The following is a 22,271-nucleotide window of genomic DNA, read 5'->3' as shown; positions in this document are numbered from 1 at the left end:
CCTGATACGTCAGGGCCGCACCGTCATCAGTCTGAGAATTACCGCAATGCCCGGCGGTGGCGATCCCGCGCGTGAAGTTCGAGGTCCTCGTCCCAAAACCGGTGGTGCACCCCACGATTGCCTCGCCACCGTAATGGTAGGCCGAGGCGTCGCCCCCAGAGCCGACTCCGTGGAGACGACCACATTCGTCGTGATTTGACTCGAGACGGCCTCGCCCACCGACGTCGTCAGGATCTCCTGAGAGAGCTCGCCGTGATCGACAGCCACGCCCGGTGCGGGTGGCGAGAGGCTCGGTTGCGGCTCGTGCGCTCACGCGGCGGCTGGCGTCGATGTGGTATGCGCCCTGGCCGCGCGTCGGTGCATGGCGGTGACGATGAGGAAGACGGTCAGGCCCAGCAGTGCGAGCCCGATGCCGACGAGCGGCAGGATCTCGTATCCGCCGCCCTGGCGGAGGATCTCCCCGCCGACTGCCGAGCCCAGGCTCACGCCAGCCATGAAGGAGGCTGCGGCGAGAGCGGACACGAACGGGGACGTGAGCCCTGCGACCTCGACGGCGAACGACTGCAGCGGCGGGACCATGCCGTAGCCGGCGGCACCGAGCACCAGCAGCAACGCCACAGTGGCGACGATGTCGATCTCGACGAGCGAGAACAGCGCCAGCGTCGCCATCAACATGACCATCGCTCCCGCTGTCGTCACGAGGATCGATCGGTCTGCAAGGACCCCCGCGCAATGCGTCCCGACCACGACGCCGATGCCGAACACGAGCAGCAGCCAGACGACGGCGTCGGGGGCGGCCCCGGCGCGGTCTTCGAGGAAGGGCTCGATGTAGGTGAACATTGTGAACAGGCCCGAGTACGCGAGCGCCATGGCGGCATAGGTCAACCAAAGGCGCCCCTTCACGAGCACAGTGCGCACGCTGATCGTCTCCGTGCGCCCGGACTCATGATGGCGCGGAAGGACGGCGATCAGCCCAACAAGGGCGATGACGGCGAGGATGGTCACGAACCAGAAGACGCTCCGCCACCCCCACGCGTTGCCGGCGAGGTTGCCGGCGACGACCCCGAGGACGTTCGAGATCGTCAGGCCTGAGAAGACCAGGGCGATGGCGCGACCGCGTCTGGCGACCGGGACGAGATCGCTGGCGATCGTCACCGCGACTCCCATGAACGTGCCGAGCATCGCACCGGCGACGGCACGGCTGATGACGGCCGTGCTCAGCTCGGGGGCGAGTGCGGTGACGACGTTCGCGATCAGGAATACGGAGACGAGGCCGAGCGCGAGGGACTTGTGGCGCATGCGGAGGGTCGCTGCGGCGATGAGCGGACCGCCGACCGTCGCGCCGAGCGCGAAGCCCGTCGTGATGAGGCCCGCGTCCGCTACCGGGATGTCGAAGCCGTGTGAGACCGACAGCAGCTGACCGTTGGGAGCGAACTCCGCGGTGCCCATCGCGAACGAGGTCAGGGCAAGCGCGTAGATGGGAAGAGGGGACCGGGAACGTGCCATGCATCCGATCGTCGAATCGCGCCCGCCCGGTGACCAGATCCCGCCTCTTGCCACCCACGCTCGTCCTATTCACGGGCTGCCTATGCATCAGCGGGGATGGCTCGTCGCAGCCGGCGAACATAGCGTTGAGGTATGAGCAGCAGCATCGGGCCGCTGGCCGACTTCCTCCGTGCGAAGCGCGCCGAGCTGTCGCCGCATCGTGCGCGGCTGCCTGGCTTCAGCCGCCGGCGGCGGGTGCCGGGGCTGCGGCGGGAGGAGGTCGCGCAGCTCGCGGGCGTGAGCGTCGGCTACTACACCCGTCTCGAGCAGGGGCACAGCCGGCACGCATCGGACGATGTGCTGCTCGCGATCGCTGCAGCGCTGCAGCTCTCCGTCACCGAGACAGAGCACGTGCTGGATCTGTCGAGGACGCGGACGTCTCTGCGGGGACCGTCCGAACCGGCGCCAGAGGTCGCCGACCGGGCCGCACTCGCGATGCTCGACTTCATCACGGACCGGCCCGCGCTGCTCCTGGGTCGCCGCAACGATGTGCTCGCGTGGAACCAACTCGGGCATGCGCTCATTGCCCCGCATCTGCCGTTCTCAGCGCCGAGCATCGTGAGCGAGCGACCGTCGATGGCAAGGATGATCTTCCTCGATCCTCACATCAGGGCCATGTATCCGAACTGGACGAAGGAAGCGGGCGACCTGGTCGCGTACCACCGGATGATCAGCGGCAAGCACCCGGACGACGCCGCCCTTGCGGCGCTCGTCGGCGAATTGGTGATGAAGGATCCGACCTTCGCCACGCTATGGGCCGAAGGTCGCGTGGGAGAGTGCGTATCGGGGATGAAGGAGTTCCGGCACCCCGTTGCCGGCGCGTTCACGGCGACGTTCTCCGTGTGGGCCCAGGGGACGAATCCCGAGCACCGCATCGAGATCTACGACCCTGTCCATGTGGGTCGGGTCGTCACCGCGCTGCGGACGGTGCCTCGCGCCGGGATCTCCGCCGCGACTCCCGGAGTCGACCACTCAGTCGACCCGGGCATCGACGATCTCCGGCGATAGCGCGCTCCCTGAGTAAGTTGGCTCCTCATTTCCGCATCGACGTGAGAAAGTCGTCGATGCTGTGGAGACCATCGCGATCGTAGGTGCTCGCGCTGGCGAGGACCTCAGACGCGCGCGTGCGCACCAGCAGATCGCCGAGTGAGGCGCTCACCTCGTGGGGCGTACACACACCCGGCCGACGATTCCACATCGTCATGACGGATGCCGCTCTGCGATACCGGCTCTGTCCACCTGCGATCATGGAAGACCAGCTCGATCGACTGGTGGCCGCGTCAACGATGCGCAGAGTTCGCCTGGGCATCGTCCCGCTCGACGCCGCGTATCCCGTGATGCCCGTGCACGGCTTCTGGATGTTCGACGAGAAGCTGGTGCGTGCGGAGACCTTCACCTCCACACCACCGACTCCTCCAAGCTGCGGAGCCCACGCCAAAGTCGTCGCCGACCAGGTACGCGCCGCCGTCAACGGCGCAGATGACCGGGAGCTCATCACCACCGTGATGACCGTCGGTGATCCTCCGTCCGAACGGGCCGTGACCACGCTCATTGCACGTCACCACCGCAGTGTGCCGCCGCATGAATCGGTCGCCCCGAGAGACTAGAACAGCGAGGTCGCTCAGCGGCCGACGATGTCGGCGGGGGCACCGAGCGCGAGGGACAGGGTGACGGCGTGGCGGGCGATCGACTTGCCGTAGCGGTCGAGGTCGGCGTTGGAGGTCCGGTAGGCGGGGGCGTTGATGCTCAGCCCGGCGACGATGTGCCCGTCGCGCCCGATGACCGGGGCCGCCACGGCGACGATGTCGCTGTCGGGCCGGCGCGACGTCACGTAGCCGCGGGGGCTGGACGTGCCGTCCAACGCGGCGCCGAGAGCGGTGCCGGAGCGCGGTATGGTCCGGCCGGTCCAGTCGGCGGCGTGCACCCGGTGCGAGCTGGCGACCTGACGCAGGTAGAGCACGCGGTCCTCCTCGGCGGCGACCGCGAGACTGGACGTCTCGCCCGTCTCGGTGGCCAGTTCGTGCAGGTGCGGACCGGCCAGCTCGTAGAGCGGTTCCTCGCGCAGCGTGGCCGCCGCCAGTTGCTTCATCCGGGAGCCGGCCCGGAACCGTCCGTCGACGCCGCGGGCCACGAGCTGGTGGCCGGCCATGGTGGCGAGCAGCCGCGAGGCGGTGCTGGGCGAGAGGTTGGTCGCGCGGGCCAGTTCGGTGAGCGTCGTGCCGGACCGGCCCTCGAGCAGGGTCACGAGGAGCGTGAGGGCGCGATCGACGGTCTTGGTCGAGCTGCCAGCGTTGTCGTCCGGTGTTGCCTTCGCCACAGACCCTCCTGGTGTTCTGATCACGAGATGTTACACACCACCACAGAATGAAAGTCGAATGTGTCGCCGCAGGCCGGCCGACGAGCTTCAGATGTCCGGATGATTGCCACCATGTGTCCCCGGGTTCTGGCGGCGCCTCGCTGCGCCACACGACGCCACTCTTTCATAGAGTGACATCGACTTGCATCCATTGACAATCCTTGTCGGCGCTCCGTAGCGTTCCGCAGCACCAGTCACCAGAGCAGAGGAGAGGGCGACGTGGTCAGTCAGGCAGAGGTCCGCACCTCCGTGGCATCGGTCGAGGCGACGGTCGCCCAGATCGACGCCGAACGGGACCGGGTGTGGGAGACGCCACCGGCGGAAGTGCTCGCGCTGAGCCGCGGCGAGGTGCCGCGCGGCACGGGCGCCAAGAACAACTACCTCTCGACGTTGATCTTCGCCGAGAACGAACTGCGCACGGTCACCGACGAGGTGCTCTGGTTCGCGTGGCGGACCGCCACCACCAAGCCGGAGACCGACCTGGCCACGCTCGTCTCCTACATGGACGAGATCTGCCAGTACAAGGGCAACATGTTCGACTACGTCGGGCTGCCCGAGGCCGGCTCGGTCATGAAGCTCTACGTGGGCGGCATCCTCGCCGCGACCACGCTGGACGAGTTCGCCGAGCTGACGCGCGCGGCCATGACGTACTTCAACCGCATCCACGGCTGGGTCGACATCGCCTTCCCCTGGGGCCTCATCAACGGCTTCAAGCGGGTCAACCCGCTCCAGCGGGTCGCCGACACCGCGACCGCCTGACCCGGCCCACCCCGAGCACTGGAGCAGCACTCCATGAAGATCAATTTCAATCTCGCCGGCGAGGACGTGGCCGTCATCGAGATCTGGGGCGACAAGGTCCCGCAGCTGGCCGCCGCGATCCGCGAGGCGCTGCCGTTCGCGACCTACCTGCAGCACGGCAAGCTCACCGGTGACCTGCTTCTGATGCAGACGAAGATCCTGGCCGACTGGGAGAACATGTTCTACCCCGACGACCTCGTCGAGCAGGCGAACGCCGGCGAGACCGACGTGCGCGGCATGGTCTCGTACTACGGCCCGCGCCAGCAGATCTCCATCATGTACGGCACCGACATCCCGCCGGAGCCGCTGCCCGTCTCCGGGATCGGCCGGGTCGTCGAGGGTGCCGACCAGCTCGAACTCATCGGAATCAAGACCTGGCTTGAGCCCGGCGCCCGGGTCTGGCTGTCACTCGTGGAGAACTGAGTCTCCACGCACCGCGGACTCCACCGTGGGCCTGCCAGGCAGGCCCACGGTCTCGTCAAGGAGCTGCCCATGCGAGCACCACACCCTCGCCGAGCGCGCCGTCGCGCCTCGGCCGCCCGCGCCGCCCTCGCCGCCGCTCTCACGCTGGTCCTGGCCGCCGCCTGCGGCGGAGGTTCGGACTCGACCGGCCCGACCGGCCAGGAATCGTCGTCCGGAACCGCTGCCGCCGAGGGCGGCACCCTGCGCGTCGGCGTCCCGTCGCTGTCCACGTCGGACTCGCTCGATCCGGCGGCCGCGACGACGACCGGCGGCTACGTCATCGCCCGCCAGCTGTTCGACACGCTCGTCGAGTACGGCACCGGCGGCCAGGTCGCGATGCGGCTGGCCGAGTCGATGGAGCCCGACCCCGCAGACGCATCGTCGTGGACGGTCGTCCTGCGCGACGCGGTCTGGCACGACGGCACCCCGGTGACCGCCGACGACGTCGTCGCCACCGTCCAGCGCTGGTTCAGCGAGCAGCTGCCGCCGGCCAGCTCGCTGCCGTTCATCGACCCCGCGCGGGTCACGGTCGTCGACGAGAAGACCGTGCACTTCCAACTCGGCTACCCGACCATGACCTTCCCCGACGCTCTGACCTCGCCCACCACCGCGATCGTCCCCGCGAGCTTCGATCCCGCCACCCCGATCGGGTCGGGCCCGTTCAAGCTCGGCGCCATGGAGCCGGGCACCCGCGTCACGTTCACCGCCAACGACGACTACTTCGTCGAGGACGAGCCGTACGTCGACACCCTGGAGGTGATCAGCTTCCCGGACAGCACCTCCGAGGCGAACGCGCTGATCGGCGGGCAGATCGACGTCGCGTCGGCGATCGACCCGACGCTCATCCCGATCGTCGAGTCCGGCGGCGACGGGTTCGACGTCTTCGAGTACGCCACGACCGGGACTCTCACCTGGCAGATGAACGTCGAGCAGGAGCCGTTCGACGACCCCCGGGTGCGTCAGGCACTCCGGCTGGCCGTCGACCGCGACCAGATCGTCGAGCAGGTCTACGCCGGCCACGCCAGCGTCGGCAACGACGTCTTCGGCCCCACCGATCCGGCGTACGACGACACCCTGGCGCAGCGCGAACAGGACCTCGACAAGGCACGCGCACTGCTCGCCGAGGCCGGCTACCCGGACGGCGTGGACGTGGAGCTGACCGCGGCGCCGATCCAGCCGACGGCCACGCGGCAGAACGAGGTGCTCGTCCAGCAGGCGGCCGAAGCCGGCTTCCGCATCACGTTCAACGAGGTCGACTCGGCCACGTACTACGGCGACGCCTACGGCACCTACCCGCTCTCGCTGTCCTTCTGGGGCTTCCTCAGCATCTTCGACCAGGCGGCCTTCACCATCGTCGACAACGCTCCGTACAACGCGACGCACTGGCAGGACGACGAGTACAACGCCCTGTACCAGCAGGCCGTCCGCACCGTCGACGACGCCGAACGGACCGAGCTGGTGCACCAGATGCAGGCGATCGAGTACGACCGCGGCGCCTACGTCGTCGCCGTCTTCCTCAACTCGATCACGGCGCACAGCACAACCGTCACCGGGTTCGAGGCCTACCCGAACTCCGACGGGCCCGTGGGTTACAACTTCTCCTCGCTCCGGTTCGACGGCTGACGGATCCCACTCGGAACGGTGGTGAGCATGACGACGACGAGCCTGCGGCGGGGCACGGCGATCACGCTGGCGCTCTCGCCTGTGGCGCGGTACGTGCTGCGGCGGCTGCTGCTCGGCGTCGCCATGCTGTTCGTGGTCTCGGTGGTGGTCTTCTTCTTTACCCAGGCGCTGCCGGGCGACGTCGCCCGGCAGGTGCTCGGCCAGACCGCCACCGACGACCAGGTGGCTCGGCTGCGCGAGCAGCTGGGCCTGGACCGCGGCGTGGTGGCCCAGTACCTCGACTGGATCGGCGGCCTGGTGACGTTCGACCTGGGCACCTCGCTCACGTCCGGCACGCCGGTCGCCGATCTGGTCGGCACCCGGGTCGCGAACTCGGCGACCATCGTGGTGCTCACCGCCGTGATCCTCATTCCGCTGGCGGTCGCCCTCGGGGTGGCGGCCGCCCGCAGTCCCGGTGGTGTCGTCGACGGCGTGGTGTCGGGCTCGGTGCTGCTCATCCTGGCGTTGCCGGAGTTCATCATCGCCATCCTCGTGGTCGTGCTGCTGGCCACGAACGTCTGGCGGCTGTTCGCCCCCACGTCCATCCTGGACCCCGCCGTACCGGCCTGGGAGCAGCCGGACCTGCTGGTCCTGCCGGTCCTGGCCCTCGTCATCGGCTCGCTGCCTTACTTCACCGAGTCGATCCGCACCACCATGACCGACGAGCTCACCAGCGAGCACGTCACCTGGGCCCGGCTGTGCGGGGTCGCGGAGCGGCGGATCTTGTGGCGGCATGCGCTGCCCAACGCCGTCGGCCCGGGCCTCCAGGTCGCCGGCACCACCCTGATCTACCTGACCGGAGGGATCGTGGCCGTCGAGAACGTCTTCGCCTTCCCGGGCGTCGGGTCCGCACTCACGGCCGCCGTCGCGAACCGCGACATCCCCGTCGTCCAGGCCATCGCCATGCTGCTGGCGACGGTGGCGCTGGTCGTCTACCTGGTCGCGGACGTGCTGGGGATCCTGCTCACCCCGCGGCTGCGGACGGCACTGACGTGAGCGCCGTCGCCACGCAGCTGGTCCGGCGACCGAGCGTCGTCGCGGGGACGCTGATGACCGCCGCCACGCTGTTCGTCGCGTTCGCCGGCCCCGCGCTGGCCGGGAGCCCGGACGAGTTCGTCGGCGCACCGTTCCAGGGCCCGGGCGGTGATGCGCCGCTGGGCACCGACGTCATGGGCCGCAGTGTGCTCGCGCGGCTGCTCGCCGGCGGGCGTGATTTCCTGCTCCAGGGCATCCTCGCCGCGGCGCTCGGCGTCGGCGCCGGCGTGCTCCTCGGCGTGGCGCTGGCCAGCGCGTCCCGGCGGGTCGCCGACCTGGTGCTGTCGCTGAATGACACGGTGATCGTCCTGCCGCAGATCGTCATCGCCCTGCTGGTGCTGACCCGGCTCGGCGCGACGCCGCTGACGCTCGTCCTGGTGGTCGGCATCGTGCACGTCCCGCAGTCGGCCCGGGTGGTCCGGGCCGCGACCCAACGCGTCGTCACCCAGGACTACTACGACTCCGCCCGCACCCTGGGCGCGTCCCGGCGGCGGCTGTTCACCGGCGAGGTGCTACCGAACATCGCGGGCGTGGTGCTACTCGAGCTGAGCATCCGGCTCGCCATCTCCGTCGTCGTCCTCGCCTCGCTGAGCTACCTGGGATTCGGCTCCACCGACACCCAGTGGGGCCGGATGATCCACGAGAACCAGGGCGGCCTCACCATCCAGCCATGGGCCGTGCTCGCGCCGGTGATCTGCACCGGCGTGTTCCTGATCGGCGTCAATCTCCTGCGCGGCGGCACCGTCCGCGCACTGGCGGTGAGGTGACGGTGAGCGAGGCGTCCGGGATCGCGATCAGCGGGCTGCGCATCCACGCGACCGACGACCGGCGCGAGGTCCTGCACGGCGTCGACCTCACCGTCGGCCCCGGCGAGTTCGTCGGCATCGCGGGCGAGACCGGCAGCGGCAAGACGACCCTCGGCCTGTCGGCGCTCGGGTTCGCCCGCCCCGGCCTCTCCGTCACCGCCGGAAGCGTCGCCGTCGGCGACCACCAGCTGATCGGCGCGGGCCGCGAGGAACTGCGCCGGCTGCGCGGCGATGTCGTCGGCTACGTCCCCCAGGACCCGGCCACCGCGCTCAACCCGGGGCTGCGCGTCGGCGCCGGCCTGCGCGAAGTACTGCGCGCGCACGGCATCGGGGATCGTGACGAGCAACGCCGCCGCATCGCCGCCGCGTTCGGCGCCGTCGGCCTCCCGCACGACGACGCGTTCCTGCGCCGCTACCCCAACCAGCTCTCCGGCGGCCAGCAGCAGCGGGTGTCCATCGCCACCGCGTTCGTGCTGCGCCCCGCCGTCGTCGTCCTCGACGAGCCGACGACCGGTCTGGACGCCGCCACCAAGGCCGCCGTGGTCCGGCTGGTGCACGATCTGAGCCGTTCGGCCGGTGCGAGCGTGCTGTTCATCAGCCACGACCTGCGGCTGCTGATGGAGACGGCGGACCGGCTGATCGTCGTCTACCGCGGCGCTATCGTCGACGACGGCCCGACGGCGCGGGTGGCGGCCGAGCCGCGGCACGAGTACACGCGGACACTGCTCGCGGCCGTGCCGGCACCGGTCGGCGCCGCTCTCGCGCGCCACTGGCCCGGCCCGTCGCCGGGAGACGCGGCCACTGGCCCGGTGCTCGCGGTCGACGCGCTCACCGCCCGGCACGCCGGCGTCGCGGTGACCTCCGACGTCGGCTTCACGGTCGATGCCGGCGAGTGCGTGGCGCTCGTCGGCGAGTCCGGCAGCGGCAAGACGACCATCGCCCGCACCGTCGCCGGCCTGCACACCTCCTACGACGGCACAGTGCGCCTCGACGGCGAGGTGCTGGCGCGGTCAGTGTCCCGACGGAACCTCACCCAGCTGCGCGCGCTGCAGTACGTCTTCCAGAACCCGTTCGGCTCGCTCAACCCGCGCCGGACCGCCGGCCGCTCGGTCGCCCTGGCCGCCGAACTGGTGCTGGGCATGTCGCGCCCGGAGGCGGCCGACGCCGCCGCGGCCGCGCTGGAACGCGTGGGACTGTCCACCCGCCACCTACGGTCACAGCCGCACGCGCTCAGCGGCGGCGAACGCCAACGGGTCGCACTTGCCCGGGCGTTGATCTGCCGCCCCCGGATCCTCATCTGCGACGAGGTGACGTCCTCGCTGGACCTCTCCGTCCAGGCCGAGATCGTCCAGCTGCTGACCGGCCTGCAGTCCGACGGCCTGACCATGCTGTTCATCACCCACGATCTGCCACTCGTTAGCACGATCGCCCAGCGCACCCTCGTCCTGCGCGACGGCGCAGTGGTCGAGGCCGGCCCCACCCCCGATGTGCTCGCCACACCCCAGCACGAGTACACCCGCCGGCTGCTCACCGTCACAGGCTGAACCTCGCCGCCGGGTCAGCCGTCCAGCGGTGTCGTCGATCGCGCCAGCAGGGTGGCTCGGGCGAGGAGAGTCCCCCGAGCCACCCTGGTTCTGGTCAGCGAGCAGCCGTCTCGGTCACCTCGCCGTCACTCGAGGGGGACGCGAGGCCCTGACCTCCCGACGTCGCTCTGGGTGGCGGCGCGCTGGATGCTGCTCGCCTCGCGTGCGGTGATGACGCCGTCGGCGCGCAGCTGGCCGGTCACCTCGGTGACGTGGCGGTGGAACGCGCCCCGGCTGCTCCACGGCTGTTCGTCCAGGATGAGATCGTTGATCGTCACTCTGCTCGACACCGTCCGGTTCGCCACACCTGAGTCGACGCCTCCCACGATCACCATGGTCTCCGCGACCGCGATCGTCAGCTGTTGCCAGTCGCCGACGTTGCCCGCAGCGTCGACGGAACGGTACTCGACCTCGTACACCGTCGCCGGATCCAACGTCACCGGACCGGAGTACACCGTGTGCTCGGCTCCGCCGGCCAGCCGGTACTGCGTCTCGACCACACCCGACGCCACATCCGAGGTGGCGAGCGTCAGCGTCGCCGGCCCCAGGTAGACGTCACTATCGAGCTCGCCATCCAGCGTCGCAGCGGTCTCCGGAGCAGTCAGATCGACCGCCACCTCGACCGTGCCGACCTCCGACGTGCCCGCCTCGTTCGTCGCGCGGTACTCGACCGTGTGCGTGCCGTCCTCGTCCAGCGTGACCGGCCCGCTGTAGACCGTCCACTCCCCGCCGCCGACCCGGTACTCGATGTCGGCGCCAGGATCGTCGGCGGATACCGTCACCGCCGGCGCCGTCACATACCAGCCGTCCAGACCGTCCGGCTCCGCCGGTGCCACAGCGGCCGACACCGCCGGGATCTCGACCTCGTCGAGCGGCTCATTCGTCAGAGCCACCACGAGAGGAGCCAACTGAAACGCGTCGATGTTCGGGGCGTCGCCTCGAGGATTGCCGACGACGATAGCGCCGTCGTCGGTCACGAGGTCGAGCGGCACGTTCTGCCACCAGAAGTTGTAGTAGCTGTAGTTGTACCGGAAGTACCCCGTGGCGGTCGTCTCGCCGCCGACCTCGGTGATGTCGGCCTGCCGGCTGATGCCGTCGGTGTTATAGGGGTGCGACGTGTTGCGCGTCGCGTTGGCGAAGTGCACCAGGAAGTTGTACTGCCCGGCGTCCGCCGTGGCGGGCCGCGGGATGGTCAGCGTCCGTCCCGCCGACAACCAGCCGACGAACTGTCCCTGGGCGTTCGATCCGTAGGTGGCATACGACGTCGCCGGGTTCTCGATCGTGACACCAGCCGACTTCACGACGGAGGCATCCTCGGCCTGGATCGTCGTGACGTTCTCGTCCGCCACATCGTTGCGAACGACGGAGACACCACGGACGCGCACGCCCTCGCCGGCGACCGTCAGTTCCTGGATGCCCTTGGCGGCATGCACCGTGAGCGTGCTCTGCCAGGTCCCTGCGGCCGTGGCGGCCACGCCGTCGATCGTGCGGCCGTTGAGTGCGACGCTCAGGTCCTGCGCACCGTCCGTCGTGTACTCGAGCGTCACGTCGTAGTAGCCGTCGTCCGCCGCACCGAGGTAGAACGCCGCCTCGCCGTCGGCGCCGAACCTGACGTCGCCCCCGAAGGGACCGTCTCCCCAGGTCACGGTGGTGTCGCCGGAGAGCCGTGCGAGCGGTCCCGGGTAGCTAGCGGACTCCGGAGCGGTGGCCTCGGTGAGGTCGAACCGGTCGAGCGCGATGTTGCTGCCCGGGAGTGCGGTCACGCCGTCCTGGCCGGCCCGCAGCGACAGCGTGTGCGTACCCGCCGTGAGTTCGACGGGCACTTCGACGCGCCCCTTGTAGGTGACGCGCAGGGTCGAGGTGTACTGGACGATCTGCCCGAACGCTCCGTCGACGAAGAGGGCGTGCCGCCCGGACTTCATGTTCGTCCCGTCGGGGCGGTCGTTCGTCCCGTACTGGATGCCGAGCAGGTACGTGCCGTCGCGCGGAACCTCGACCGTCCAGGTCGCGGAGGCGCCGGCGTTCGTGAAGCCACGGACGTCGGCCTGGCCGGAGGTCGCCTGGGCGTTCGCCGCCAGGGTGGTCACCGTGGCGCCTCCCGCCAGGGCGGTCGCCTCGGCTTCCGTGCGGATCTGCCACGCCGCGTCGACCAGGGGAGCCGCGCCCCTTGCTGGCGTGATCAGCACGCGGTAGGCGTCCATGCGGTCGCTGTTGGGGACCGTCACGCTGCCACCGCCGTCACCGTCGAGCGTGATGCGCTCGGACTGGATCACCGGCGGCTGCTCGGCGAAGCCTTCCTGGCCGGAGAACTGGGTCCGCTGGACCTGAAGGTCGACCTCGGTGCCGAAGACGGCGGCGTCGAGGCCGGTGAAGTCCAGTTGGACATCGGTGCTGCCGCCGCCCAGCAGCACGGTGGCGATCTGCGCGTCCTCGTCGGACGTCGCGATCCCCTGCAGGGTGCCGGGTTGATGCGCGACGGGCGGGGTGAGACGGACGGTGTCGCCGGTGAGATCCGCGTACCACTTCAGCAGCCACCAGGCTCCGTTACCGCCGTTGACCTCGGCGACGTGGTCGTCGAGGTTGCCCGACTGCGACCAGTAGGCGACCTGCGCATCGACCTTCGCGCCCTCGAACATCGACAGCCACTGGATCATGCGGCCGGGGACGCCGGTGTCGCGCTGACCCGCGTACTCGTTGATGTTGATCGGGATGTCGTCGATACCGAGGGAATCCTCGATGCCGCGGTACTGCGCAAGGTGCGCGGGGAAGTCGCGCAGGTCCGGATCGTCCAGCTCGTGCCAGGTCACAATGTCCGGAAGCACGTTCCGGTCCCGGGCGAAGGTGAGCCAGTCCTGCATGCGCTGGGCGTTCCAGCCGGCCAGCCCGATTCCGGCGACGCGGACGCCGGGCATGATCTCCTGGATCAGGTGGTAGGACGCCTCCCAGTCGGACAGGAACTGCGCACGCGTGGCCGCCCAGTTTCCATACCAGATCCAGTCCGGCTCGTTGAACGGCGTGAACACGTACCGGTCGTAGTCGTCGGGGTCGGTCGCGTCGGCGACCCGCTGGACGACCTTCTCCACGACCTCGAGGTAGGCGGCCTGGCCGGGATGGGTGTTCCCGTTGTAAGGCCACTGGGCGTAGTCGTCCTGGATGTTGATGTAGATCTCTTCGCCGCCGGAGCGGAAGAAGTCCGGCGCGTTCGTGAGCGCGCCTCCGTTGGGGTGCTGCAGACCGCCCTCGGGCATCTGGGTCACGTGCTTGACGCCCGCGCCCGCGACGACGGACGTGGTGGGCACGCCCGGGTCGCCGAGACCGTAGAGGTAACCGGCCGCGCCTCCGTGCAGCGCCCCCGTCGAGTCGGCGAAGTCGACGGCGATCGTCTCAGCCGCCGCCGAGGCGGGCGGCGCCAAGGTGAGGCTTCCTGCCGCCACGAGCGCGGCCGCCAGCATCCCTCCTGCGCGTCTTCCGGTACTTGGTGGCATTGGGATTCCACTCCTTTGGGGTTGGGGTTTCCTTCATGCGTCCCCGTCGGCCGGCGAGCAGGCAGCGTCCAGCAGCCTCGGGACGAGCGCTGCGGCACCCGTCCCGATGGCTGCGGACCTGCCGGACACCCACAGGCCTCCGGAGGTGGTGGCCGGGCGCGCTTCCGGCCACCACCGGCTCACTCGAACAGCGCGTTCACCTGGTCGTTCGCCTGCGTGAAGGCGGACGCGTCGGCGCTGCCCTGAAGGTAGGACTCGACCGCGGCCGAGACGGTGTCGTTGATCTCGGACCAGTGGTCGGCGATCGGGAGGAGGGCGGTCGTCCCCTCATCGACCTGGACCGTGAAACCAGTCACGTCCCAGCCCTTGTCCGCGAATGCCTGAGTGGCGATCTCGGTCGAGGTCTTCACGGCCGGGAAGACGACCGCGCTCTCGGCCACGACGTCCTGGCATGCCGCCGATCCGAGGTACTTGACCCACTCCCACGCGGCGTCGGGCTCATCCGTGCCCGCCCAGATCGCGTCCGACAGGCCGTTGAAGACGCTAGCCCGCTCGCCGCTCGGGCCGATGGGGCTCGGCGCGACAAGGGTCGGGACGTCGGTCTGGCCGAGGTACGACGTGTTCATCCAGCTGCCGTCGGTGACGAGCGCATAGCGCCCGGCGAGGTACCCGTTGAGCGGGTCGAGCTCGGAGAGGGCGATGTCGACCGACGGCATGAAACCACGGTCCTGGAGGCTCTTGTACCACTCGATGGTCTCCGCGAACTCCGGGCTGTCGAAGTTCCACTGCGTCGTCCACGGCGTCGTGTCGCCGAAGTACCAGTCGTTGCCGAGCGCGTACGGCGCCCACGTCTGCTGACCGGACGCGTTGAGCCCGTTCCCGCTGAGCGCCAGGCCGTACACGGCGACGTTGTCCGGGTCGAAGCCCGCCTCGTTCCCCCGGACGCCGTTGGCGTCCACGGTCAGGGCCGCGATGAGCTCGTCGTAGCTGCCCGAACCATCGGGGCTCCAGGTCAGCTCGGCCAACTGGTCGGCGGTGTAGCCGGCCTCGGTCACCAGCTGCTCGTTGTAGAAGAGCGCGACGGTGTCGAAGTCCTTCGGAAGACCGTACCGGCCGCCGTCCTGGTCCACCCAGAGGTCGGCCAGGCCGTCCTGGTAGATGGACAGGTCGACGCCGTCCGCCTCGACACGGTCGGAGATGTCGAGCAGCTGGCCCTGCGCGACGAACTCCGGATAGTAGGACAGGTGGTCCGCGAAGACGTCGGGCGCGGTACCGGAGGCGAACCCGGTGGTGAGGCCCTGCCAGTAGTCCGCCCACCCGTACTGTTCGATGGTGACCGAGATCCCCGTCTCGGACTCAAACTGGTCGGCGCACAGCTGGTACGCGGGCTGCTGGTTCGAGTCCCAGAGCCAGTAAGTGATCTCGGCGCCTTCCGCCGCGGGCTCGGACGAATCGGATTCGTTCGAGCACGACGCCAGGACGAGAGCGGCGGCCGACGCCAACATGATTCCGCGGCCGGTTCGCGCGAGGAGAGGATGGGAGTGCGACATTGCAGTTCGTTCCTTTCCCAGATGGGTCGGCGCGAGCTGATCTTCGGGCTCGGCGCCTGAATCACTTGATGCCGGAATAACCGAGGTTCTGCACGAATCTCCGCCCGAAGACGACGAAGAGGATGAGAACCGGGAGTGCCGCGATGAGCGCGCCCGCCATGAGACCGGCCCAGTCCGGCCCGGTCTGTGGCGTCTGTGCACGAAAGACACCGAGCGCGACGGTCAGGACCCGCGCTTCGTCGGCGCGCCCGACCAGCAGCGGCCAGAAATACTCACCCCAGGCCGTGATGTAGGTCAGCAGCGAGAGGGTCACCAGCGGGGTCGACGACATCGGCAGCAGGACTCCGAAGAAGATGCGCCCATGTCCCGCGCCGTCGATCATGGCGGCTTCCTCGATTTCTCGCGGAATTCCGAGCAGGAACTGGCGCATGAAGAAGACCGCGAACGGCGTCATGAAGAAGAAGGGCAGAATGACGCCCGCCAGCGTGTTCAGGAGGCCGAGATCACGGATGAGAATGAAGTTCGGCAACTGAACGAAGATTGGTGGGATCATCAGCGCGGTGAGGAAGAGGAAGAAGACCGTGTCCCTGCCCTTCCAGTGCAGCCGCGCGAAGGCGTAGGCGGCCATGGAGGAGAACAGGACCTGACCCGCGGTGATCACCGTCGCGACGATCACCGAGTTGCGCAGGTACAACCAGAAGTGGATCGATCCGGTCGTCCCGCCCTCGGCCGCCGCCTCCTCCGCACTGGCCAACCCGAAGACCCGGCGGAAGCCGCCCCAGGTCGGGTCGACGGGGAGCAGGCTCCCGGGATCGGCGTAGAGGGCGTTGTTGTTGGACAACGCGGTGCGCAACATCCAGTAGAACGGGAACAGCGTCACGATCATCACGGCGATGAGCACCGCCCAGGCGAGAACGCGACCCCAGCTGGGACGGCGTCGCGCGCGCGGCGTCGGCTCGCCGTTCGGCCGGTCGCTGGACGTCGGTTCGACGTCGACGAGGTGAGTGGTGCTCATCCTGAGCCCTTCACGCCAGGTCCGAACGGTCGGAGCGCATGATCTTGAGCTGGAAGTAGGCGATCCCGGCGAGCAGCACCACGAGGAAGACCGCGATCGCACTCGCATAGCCCAGGTCGAACCGTTCGAATGCCTGCTGGTAGATGTAGTAGTAGATGACCCGGGTGGCGTTGACGGGCCCGCCTTCGGTCGTGACCGCCACCGTGTCGAAGATCTGGAAGCTCCCCACCACGCTGATCACGAGCACCAGCGCCAGAACCGGCCGCAGGAGCGGCAGCGTGATCCTCCAGAACATGCGCCACTCCGATGCGCCGTCGAGCGCCGCCGCCTCGTAGTACTGCTGAGGGATCATCTGGAGCCCCGCGAAGAGCAGCAGCGCTGTGTAGCCGAGGAAACGCCACACGTTGATGAGCGCGATGGTCGCGATGGCGGTGGCCGGGTTGCCGAAGAAGGCCACCCGATCGAGGCCGATCTCCTCGAGCACCACGTTGACGATGCCGATCGAGTAGTCGCTCATCCAGAACCACACCAGGGCGACCACGACGTTCGCCACCAGGTACGGCAACAACACGATGCCGCGGATCACGACCGACCTCGTGAGCCGGTGCAGCAGCACGGCGACGGCGATGGCGAGCACCATCTGGACGCCGATGTTGATCAGCACGTACTGGACCGTGACCCAGAGCGCGTTCCAGAACAGATCGTCGCCGAACATGCGCTCGTAGTTCGCGGTCCCGATGAAGTCGCCCGTGCCGATGAGGTTCTGGTCGGTGAAGCTGAACCACAAACCCCGCAACGCCGGCATCAGATAGAAGGCCACATACCCCACGGATGCCGGGGCGATGAACAGCAGCGCGATCCTCAGATCGGAGCGTGGACGCCCGCGGGTACGTGGCGCCGTGCCCGGCGCGGCCGCCATCACACCGCCTCCACGGAGAACGTGACGGCGTGATCGGGATCCAGCGCGGGGATCTGAATGCCTATCGCGCCAAGCACGGAACCGCTCAGCTCGATGCCGCTCCCCCACCACTCCGGGTGGATGCGCGGATCGAACGGGACGTCGGCGTCCGGTCCCACCGCGCGTACGGCGTACGAGCGGTCCGGATCGAGCCCGGGCAGGCGCACCGCACCCACCGGCCACGTGACGTGACGCTGCCGCAGGACCACCTGGTAGAGCGCGCGTTCGCGGTTCGGCGAGACCGCGCCGGTGAGCCACAGATCGCCGTCCTCGAGAGAACGACGGATCGTCGTGCCCGTGTGGACCAGATGCCGAACCGACTTGTAGAACGACACCCAGGCGGCGACCCGATCGAGCTCGTCCTCCGAGGCTTCGCTCAGGTCCCACTCGATTCCCAGACTGCCGAAGATCGCCGTCGCTGCACGGAAGCCGAGGTCGTTCTTCCGGCGCGTCGTGTGAGCCTGTTCGGCTCCGATGTGACTGCCGATCAGCTCCCACGGCAGCAGCTGCGCCGTCCAGCGCTGGATTTGCTGACGCTCGTGCGGGTCGATGCAGTCCGACGCCCACACCCGGTCGGTGTGTTCGAGGATCTCCAGATCGACCCGGCCGCCACCGGACGAACACGATTCGATCTCGAGACTCGGACATGCCGATCTGATCTCGTCGAGGAGCCGGTAGGCGGCGAGTGTCTGCTCGTGCACGTTCGCACGACCGCTGCGGGTCGATCCCGCATCGACGAGATCGCGGTTGTGGTCCCACTTGATGTAGTCGATCCCGTGCATCTGGACCAGTGACACGATGCTGTCGCGCACGTGCGCGAACGCCCCCGGGTAGGTGAGATCGAGCACCTGCTGATGCCGCGCCTCAACTGGAAGCCGGCCGGGGACCTGGAGCACCCATTCCGGGTGCGCACGGGCCAGGTCGGAGTCGAGATTCACCATCTCGGGCTCGAACCACAGCCCGAACTCCATGCCCCGCGACTTCACCGCGGCGATCAACTCGCTGAATCGGCCGCCGCCCCACACCGAGTCGGCCACGGCCCAGTCACCGAGACCGCTACGGTCGTCTCGCCGCGAACCGAACCATCCGTCGTCGAGTACGAACCGCTCGACGCCGACACGAGCGGCGAGATCGACGAGCGGGAGAACCCGCGCGAGGTCGTGGTCGAAGTAGACGGCTTCCCAGACGTTCATCACGACCGGCCGTGGTCCGCGCGGGTGATGGGGCCGGGCGCGGAGATGACGGTGGAACCGTGCCGCGACCTCGTCGAGGCCATGACCGTACGAGCCGAACAACCAAGGCGTTCGATACGAGCCGCCCTGGTCGAGCACGATCTCGCCCGGAAGCAGGAGCTCACCGCCGAAGAGCAGGCGCTCGCCGCTGAACCCGCGTTCCGCACTGTGGCGATGGTTGCCACTGAAAGCGACGTGCAGACCCCAGGCGTCCCCACGGTCGAAGTCGACGCCGTCCTCGGCCGCGAGGAGCAGCGTCGGAGCGTCCGCGCCCGTGCGGCCGTGCCGGCCCTCACGGGTGTGCGCACCCACCGTGAACGGACGCCGTTGCGGGACCCGCTCCTTGGCCCACCGGCCGGCCAGGTCGACGACCTCCGCCGCCCGCGTCGGAACCGGGAGGGCCAGTTGGAACGCCTCGAGCGTGTAGGGGTTCGGTCCCACATTCGTGACTTCGGCCCGCGCCCGCACCAGACCGGCGGGCACGAGTTCGATGTACACGCGGACCGTGAGCCCGGCGACCGGGTCGGATCCGTTGACCTCGACGTGACCGCCCTGTCCGGGGCGGCTCTCCCAGTCGACGGAGGTGGTTCGGAAGCGTGGGGACCAGCCGCTGCCGTCGGCGCGATGGCCGACCAGCCCCGGCGTCCCCGTCCACCCGCGGGCACCTTCCGGCAGGATCGAGACGGACACCCGGGAGTCGACGCCGTTCGTGGCGAGCGGCGCCAAGGACGCCTGCTCCACCGAAGCGAGCCTCCCGTCGTCCAGGTGGCCCGGGTCCGCTCCCCAATGGACCACAATCGGGAGGGAGTCCGCGGGCAACGCCAGGATCAGGGCGACACCACTGGCGGAGAGCTGCACGCGTTCGGGCCGAGTGGCGCCGTCACGTGAGCCTCTGGTGTCCTCATCGGGAAGAGTCGTGCTCACTCGGGACCCTGCCTCCTGCTCGCCACTTCGAGAGCCTGCAAACGTTGGTCAAACCATAGGCGGCTCTGCAAACGTTGGTCAAGACTCCGTGAAGGGATTCGCGGCCGGCCCTGTCCGAGTCAGCCGCGAGGAGGTGCCGCGCTGTCCCGGATGACGAGATCGGGCATCACGGCAGAGTCCGCGGGACGGCTGCCCGTCTGTATCCACTCGTCGAGGAGAGCGAAGGTGCGGCGGCCGAGATCGGTGAAGTCCTGTGCGACCGTCGTGAGCGCCGGCATCCACATCTCGGCGAACGGCTGGTCGTCGAAGCCCACCAGGCTCACCTCGTCGGGGATGCCGACCCCCCTCTCCTGAAACGCGCGCGCCACACCGATGGCGAGCTCGTCGTTGCCGCACAGGATCGCCGTGACGTCGGTGCGGCCGATCAGCCGCTGGGCGGCACGATATCCAGAGGCCGGCGAGTAGTCGGCCTGGACGAGTTCGGGCACGGGCGCGCCGACCGCGGCGAGAGCCTGGCGCCAGCCCTCCGTCCGGCCACTTCGCACCCGCGTCGTCGGGATCGCGATGTGGTGCACCGTCCGGTGCCCGAGACCGAGCAGGTACTCCGTCGCCAGGCGACCGCCCTCGGCGTCGTCGAGGAAGGCATGGGGACGACCGCTACCACTGCGTCGCGCACCGGCGGCCGCGACGACCGGGACCGACGACGGCAGCGCCTCCAGGGTCTTGATGCCGACCGAGTCGAACTCGATGACGATGGCGCCCGCGAGCGCCTGGGTCAGCACGAGATCGATGGTGCGCCGGATCTCGGCGGAGTCGTCGGACTCGACGACGGCGATGTTGACGACCATCCCGGCGGTGCGCGCGGCCTCCTCGATGCCCTGGATCGTCGCGGCGTAGCCGAAGCGCAGCGTGTTGCGAGCCAGCACCGCGACCGTCGACCGGCGGCCGCTCACGAGCGTCTGCGCCGCGGCGTTCGGCCGATAGCCGAGCCGCTCGACCGCGGCCTCGACCCGCGCTTTGAGCTTCTCGCTCACGGGGGTACGACCGGTGAGCACCCGGGACACCGTCGACACGCTGACGCCGGCATCCGCGGCCACGTCGGCGAGCACAGGCGGCTGATGAGCGGGCATGGAAGACGGCGTCCCCTGCTGCACCATGCGCAGAAGGGTATCCCGGCCGTAGCGCCGCGACGGCGCCATGCGGCAGGACCGGACTCACCCGCTCGTGAACGCACCAGCAGGGTGGCCCGGGGCGAGGAGAGTCCCCCCGGGCCACCCTGGATCTGGTCAGCGAGCCGGCTCAGCCGGCCCGGTCAGCTCCTCATCACTCGAGGAAGAAGCCCGAGCCACTCCTTCCGACGTCGCTCTGTGCGGCGGCCCGCCGGATGCTGCTCGCCTCACGCGCCGTGATGACGCCGTCGGCCCGCAGCTGAGAAACGACCTCGTCGACATGCCGCAGGAACGCGCCGCGGCTGCTCCACGGCTGCTCGTCGAGGATGAGGTCATTGATCGTCGTGCCACTCGACACCGCCCGGTTCGCGACACCGGAGTCGATGCCGCCGATGATCACCGTCGTGTCGGCAACCACGATCGTCAGCTGCTCCCACTCGCCGATATTGCCCGCCGCGTCCACAGACCGATACTCGACCTCATACACCTCAGCCGGATCGAACGTGACCGGGCCCGAGTACACCGTGTGCTCGGCGTCGCCGGCCAGCCGGTAATGCGTCTCGACCGCACCCGACGCCGCGTCCGTGGCGGCGAGCGTCAGCGTCGCCGACCCCAGGTAGACGTCGCCGTCGAGATCACCCTCGACCGATGTCGCGGTCTCCGGCGCAGTCAGGTCGACCGCCACCTCGACCGTGCCGGTCTCCGACGTCCCGGCCGCATTGGTCGCGCGGTACTCGACCGAGTACGTACCGTCCTGATCGAGGGTCACCGGCCCGGCATAGGCCGACCACTCCCCCTCGCCCACGCGATACTCGATGTCGGCCCCGGAATCATCCGCGGACAACGTCACCGCCGGCGCCGTCACGTACCAGCCGTCCAGACCATCCGGCTCAGCCGGCGCCACACTCGCCGACACTGTCGGCACCTGGACGCCGGGGCCGGCGTTGAAGTGCAGCCAGTTCACGTTGGCCTCGGCGCCGGGGAACACCAGGTAGAGCTGGGTGCTGCCCTCGGACGGTTCGAGGTCGACGGTGACGTCGGTCCAGTTCGCGACCGAGTTGTTCACCGCGATGGCCGCGTCGTTGCCCTGACCCGACGAGTCCACGATGGTGGCGCCACCGGTCTCGTCGAAGTCGTAGGCGACGACGTTGCCGCCGGCTTCACCGGCCGGCCCGGCCATGAGTTCCTGGATCTGAGCCTGGCCGAGAGCGCTGTTGTAGATGTGGAACTCGTCCAGCGTCGCGTTCAGGTACGGATCCGAGGCGTACTGCGACCGAATCAGCCAGTTCTGGGTCGTCTCGCCGAGTGCGGACGGCTTGAACGTCATGTTCGTGTTCGTCGCGACCGCGGCGCCATCGAGCCACAGTGTCGCAGTGTTGCCGGACTGCGTCACCGCCACGTGGTGCCACCCGGCGGGGACCTCCTGGTTGTAGCTGACCTGCTGTTCGGAGGCGCCCTGTGGCTTGATGGCGTAGCGCAGGCCCGGAGCCCCGCCTGCGTTCGGTGTCAGGAACATGTTGACGCCCGTTCCCGAACCGAAGTCGAAGATCCGCGACCACTCCTGGCCGGTGGCGGGCCGGTTGATCCAGGTGGCGATGGTGAAGTCGCCGGTCAGGTCGCTGACCACGCCGGTCGGCAGCGCGGCGTACTGGCTCGCCGTGCCGGAGTTGAACTGGACGGCGTTGCCGAAG

Annotated in this window: 18 protein-coding genes; 8 read left to right on the top strand and 10 right to left on the bottom strand. The window is 69.1% G+C overall.

Annotation, left to right across the window (positions count from 1 at the left end; translation table 11 throughout):
- Positions 1-309: 309 nt before the first annotated feature.
- Positions 310-1,506 (bottom strand): MFS transporter, encoded by a 1,197-nt coding sequence (locus DZA62_RS26395; protein ID WP_116951944.1) that lies wholly within the window; start codon positions 1,504-1,506, stop codon positions 310-312.
- A gap of 132 nt (positions 1,507-1,638) precedes the next feature.
- Here DZA62_RS26395 and DZA62_RS26390 point away from each other — a divergent pair, with 132 nt between their 5' ends.
- Complete coding sequence (locus tag DZA62_RS26390; RefSeq protein WP_116951943.1) at positions 1,639-2,553, top strand: MmyB family transcriptional regulator; 915 nt, start codon at positions 1,639-1,641, stop codon at positions 2,551-2,553.
- A gap of 25 nt (positions 2,554-2,578) precedes the next feature.
- Here the strand turns inward: DZA62_RS26390 and DZA62_RS37335 are convergent, their stop codons facing one another.
- Positions 2,579-2,704, bottom strand: a complete 126-nt coding sequence (locus DZA62_RS37335) for a hypothetical protein (RefSeq protein ID WP_269813937.1) — start codon at positions 2,702-2,704, stop codon at positions 2,579-2,581.
- Between DZA62_RS37335 and DZA62_RS26385 the strand changes: the two genes are divergently transcribed.
- Positions 2,670-3,152, top strand: a complete 483-nt coding sequence (locus DZA62_RS26385; protein WP_269813934.1) for a Scr1 family TA system antitoxin-like transcriptional regulator — start codon at positions 2,670-2,672, stop codon at positions 3,150-3,152. The two genes, DZA62_RS37335 and DZA62_RS26385, sit on opposite strands and share 35 nt — an antisense overlap.
- A 14-nt stretch (positions 3,153-3,166) precedes the next feature.
- Here the strand turns inward: DZA62_RS26385 and DZA62_RS26380 are convergent, their stop codons facing one another.
- On the bottom strand, positions 3,167-3,862 hold the full coding sequence (locus DZA62_RS26380; protein ID WP_198664216.1) for an IclR family transcriptional regulator: 696 nt from the start codon (positions 3,860-3,862) through the stop codon (positions 3,167-3,169).
- Positions 3,863-4,120: 258 nt separating this feature from the next.
- Here DZA62_RS26380 and DZA62_RS26375 point away from each other — a divergent pair, with 258 nt between their 5' ends.
- From DZA62_RS26375 to DZA62_RS26350, 6 genes are all read left to right on the top strand, one after another.
- Entirely contained in the window at positions 4,121-4,660 is a 540-nt protein-coding gene (locus tag DZA62_RS26375) for a cucumopine synthase-related protein (protein WP_116951940.1), read from the top strand.
- 33 nt (positions 4,661-4,693) lie between these two features.
- Positions 4,694-5,122 carry a hypothetical protein gene (locus tag DZA62_RS26370; RefSeq protein ID WP_116951939.1) on the top strand — a complete coding sequence of 143 codons (429 nt, stop codon included), beginning with the start codon at positions 4,694-4,696 and terminating at the stop codon, positions 5,120-5,122.
- Between the two features lie 69 nt (positions 5,123-5,191).
- Positions 5,192-6,784 carry an ABC transporter substrate-binding protein gene (locus tag DZA62_RS26365; protein WP_116951938.1) on the top strand — a complete coding sequence of 531 codons (1,593 nt, stop codon included), beginning with the start codon at positions 5,192-5,194 and terminating at the stop codon, positions 6,782-6,784.
- Between the two features lie 27 nt (positions 6,785-6,811).
- A complete protein-coding gene (locus DZA62_RS26360; RefSeq protein WP_116951937.1) occupies positions 6,812-7,819 on the top strand; it encodes an ABC transporter permease in 1,008 nt (335 codons plus the stop codon).
- Positions 7,816-8,625, top strand: a complete 810-nt coding sequence (locus DZA62_RS26355; protein WP_116951936.1) for an ABC transporter permease — start codon at positions 7,816-7,818, stop codon at positions 8,623-8,625. Before DZA62_RS26360 ends, DZA62_RS26355 begins: the two co-directional genes overlap by 4 nt.
- A 2-nt stretch (positions 8,626-8,627) precedes the next feature.
- Positions 8,628-10,208, top strand: a complete 1,581-nt coding sequence (locus DZA62_RS26350) for an ABC transporter ATP-binding protein (protein ID WP_198664215.1) — start codon at positions 8,628-8,630, stop codon at positions 10,206-10,208.
- Between the two features lie 125 nt (positions 10,209-10,333).
- Here the strand turns inward: DZA62_RS26350 and DZA62_RS26345 are convergent, their stop codons facing one another.
- From DZA62_RS26345 to DZA62_RS26315, 7 genes are all read right to left on the bottom strand, one after another.
- Positions 10,334-13,699, bottom strand: a complete 3,366-nt coding sequence (locus tag DZA62_RS26345; protein WP_116951934.1) for an OmpL47-type beta-barrel domain-containing protein — start codon at positions 13,697-13,699, stop codon at positions 10,334-10,336.
- 212 nt (positions 13,700-13,911) lie between these two features.
- A complete protein-coding gene (locus DZA62_RS26340) occupies positions 13,912-15,237 on the bottom strand; it encodes an ABC transporter substrate-binding protein (RefSeq protein WP_116952063.1) in 1,326 nt (441 codons plus the stop codon).
- Positions 15,238-15,343: 106 nt separating this feature from the next.
- On the bottom strand, positions 15,344-16,297 hold the full coding sequence (locus DZA62_RS26335) for a carbohydrate ABC transporter permease (protein WP_116951933.1): 954 nt from the start codon (positions 16,295-16,297) through the stop codon (positions 15,344-15,346).
- Between the two features lie 10 nt (positions 16,298-16,307).
- Positions 16,308-17,216, bottom strand: a complete 909-nt coding sequence (locus tag DZA62_RS26330; RefSeq protein WP_116951932.1) for a carbohydrate ABC transporter permease — start codon at positions 17,214-17,216, stop codon at positions 16,308-16,310.
- Positions 17,216-19,282 carry an alpha-galactosidase gene (locus DZA62_RS37005; protein WP_408619708.1) on the bottom strand — a complete coding sequence of 689 codons (2,067 nt, stop codon included), beginning with the start codon at positions 19,280-19,282 and terminating at the stop codon, positions 17,216-17,218. Before DZA62_RS37005 ends, DZA62_RS26330 begins: the two co-directional genes overlap by 1 nt.
- 248 nt (positions 19,283-19,530) lie before the next feature.
- On the bottom strand, positions 19,531-20,568 hold the full coding sequence (locus DZA62_RS26320; RefSeq protein ID WP_198664213.1) for a LacI family DNA-binding transcriptional regulator: 1,038 nt from the start codon (positions 20,566-20,568) through the stop codon (positions 19,531-19,533).
- A gap of 166 nt (positions 20,569-20,734) precedes the next feature.
- A partial coding sequence (locus DZA62_RS26315) for a LamG domain-containing protein (protein WP_198664212.1) occupies positions 20,735-22,271 on the bottom strand: 1,537 nt, incomplete at its 5' end.

It is taken from the genome of Jiangella endophytica, assembly GCF_003427025.1.
Classification (GTDB): Bacteria; Actinomycetota; Actinomycetes; order Jiangellales; family Jiangellaceae; genus Jiangella; species Jiangella endophytica.
Note: the sequence above shows the minus strand (reverse complement) of the source record. Positions and strands in the feature narration are given on the sequence as shown.

What these genes read in the sequence shown, in the direction of transcription:
- DZA62_RS26360 (WP_116951937.1), top strand. Translation starts at nt 6,812, where the DNA reads ATGACGACGACGAGCCTGCGGCGGGGCACGGCGATCACGCTGGCGCTC.
- DZA62_RS26340 (WP_116952063.1), bottom strand. Translation starts at nt 15,237, where the DNA reads ATGTTGGCGTCGGCCGCCGCTCTCGTCCTGGCGTCGTGCTCGAACGAA.
- DZA62_RS26335 (WP_116951933.1), bottom strand. Translation starts at nt 16,297, where the DNA reads ATGAGCACCACTCACCTCGTCGACGTCGAACCGACGTCCAGCGACCGG.
- DZA62_RS26345 (WP_116951934.1), bottom strand. Translation starts at nt 13,699, where the DNA reads ATGCTGGCGGCCGCGCTCGTGGCGGCAGGAAGCCTCACCTTGGCGCCG.
- DZA62_RS26390 (WP_116951943.1), top strand. Translation starts at nt 1,639, where the DNA reads ATGAGCAGCAGCATCGGGCCGCTGGCCGACTTCCTCCGTGCGAAGCGC.
- DZA62_RS26320 (WP_198664213.1), bottom strand. Translation starts at nt 20,568, where the DNA reads ATGGTGCAGCAGGGGACGCCGTCTTCCATGCCCGCTCATCAGCCGCCT.
- DZA62_RS26365 (WP_116951938.1), top strand. Translation starts at nt 5,192, where the DNA reads ATGCGAGCACCACACCCTCGCCGAGCGCGCCGTCGCGCCTCGGCCGCC.
- DZA62_RS26330 (WP_116951932.1), bottom strand. Translation starts at nt 17,216, where the DNA reads ATGGCGGCCGCGCCGGGCACGGCGCCACGTACCCGCGGGCGTCCACGC.
- DZA62_RS26370 (WP_116951939.1), top strand. Translation starts at nt 4,694, where the DNA reads ATGAAGATCAATTTCAATCTCGCCGGCGAGGACGTGGCCGTCATCGAG.
- DZA62_RS26395 (WP_116951944.1), bottom strand. Translation starts at nt 1,506, where the DNA reads ATGGCACGTTCCCGGTCCCCTCTTCCCATCTACGCGCTTGCCCTGACC.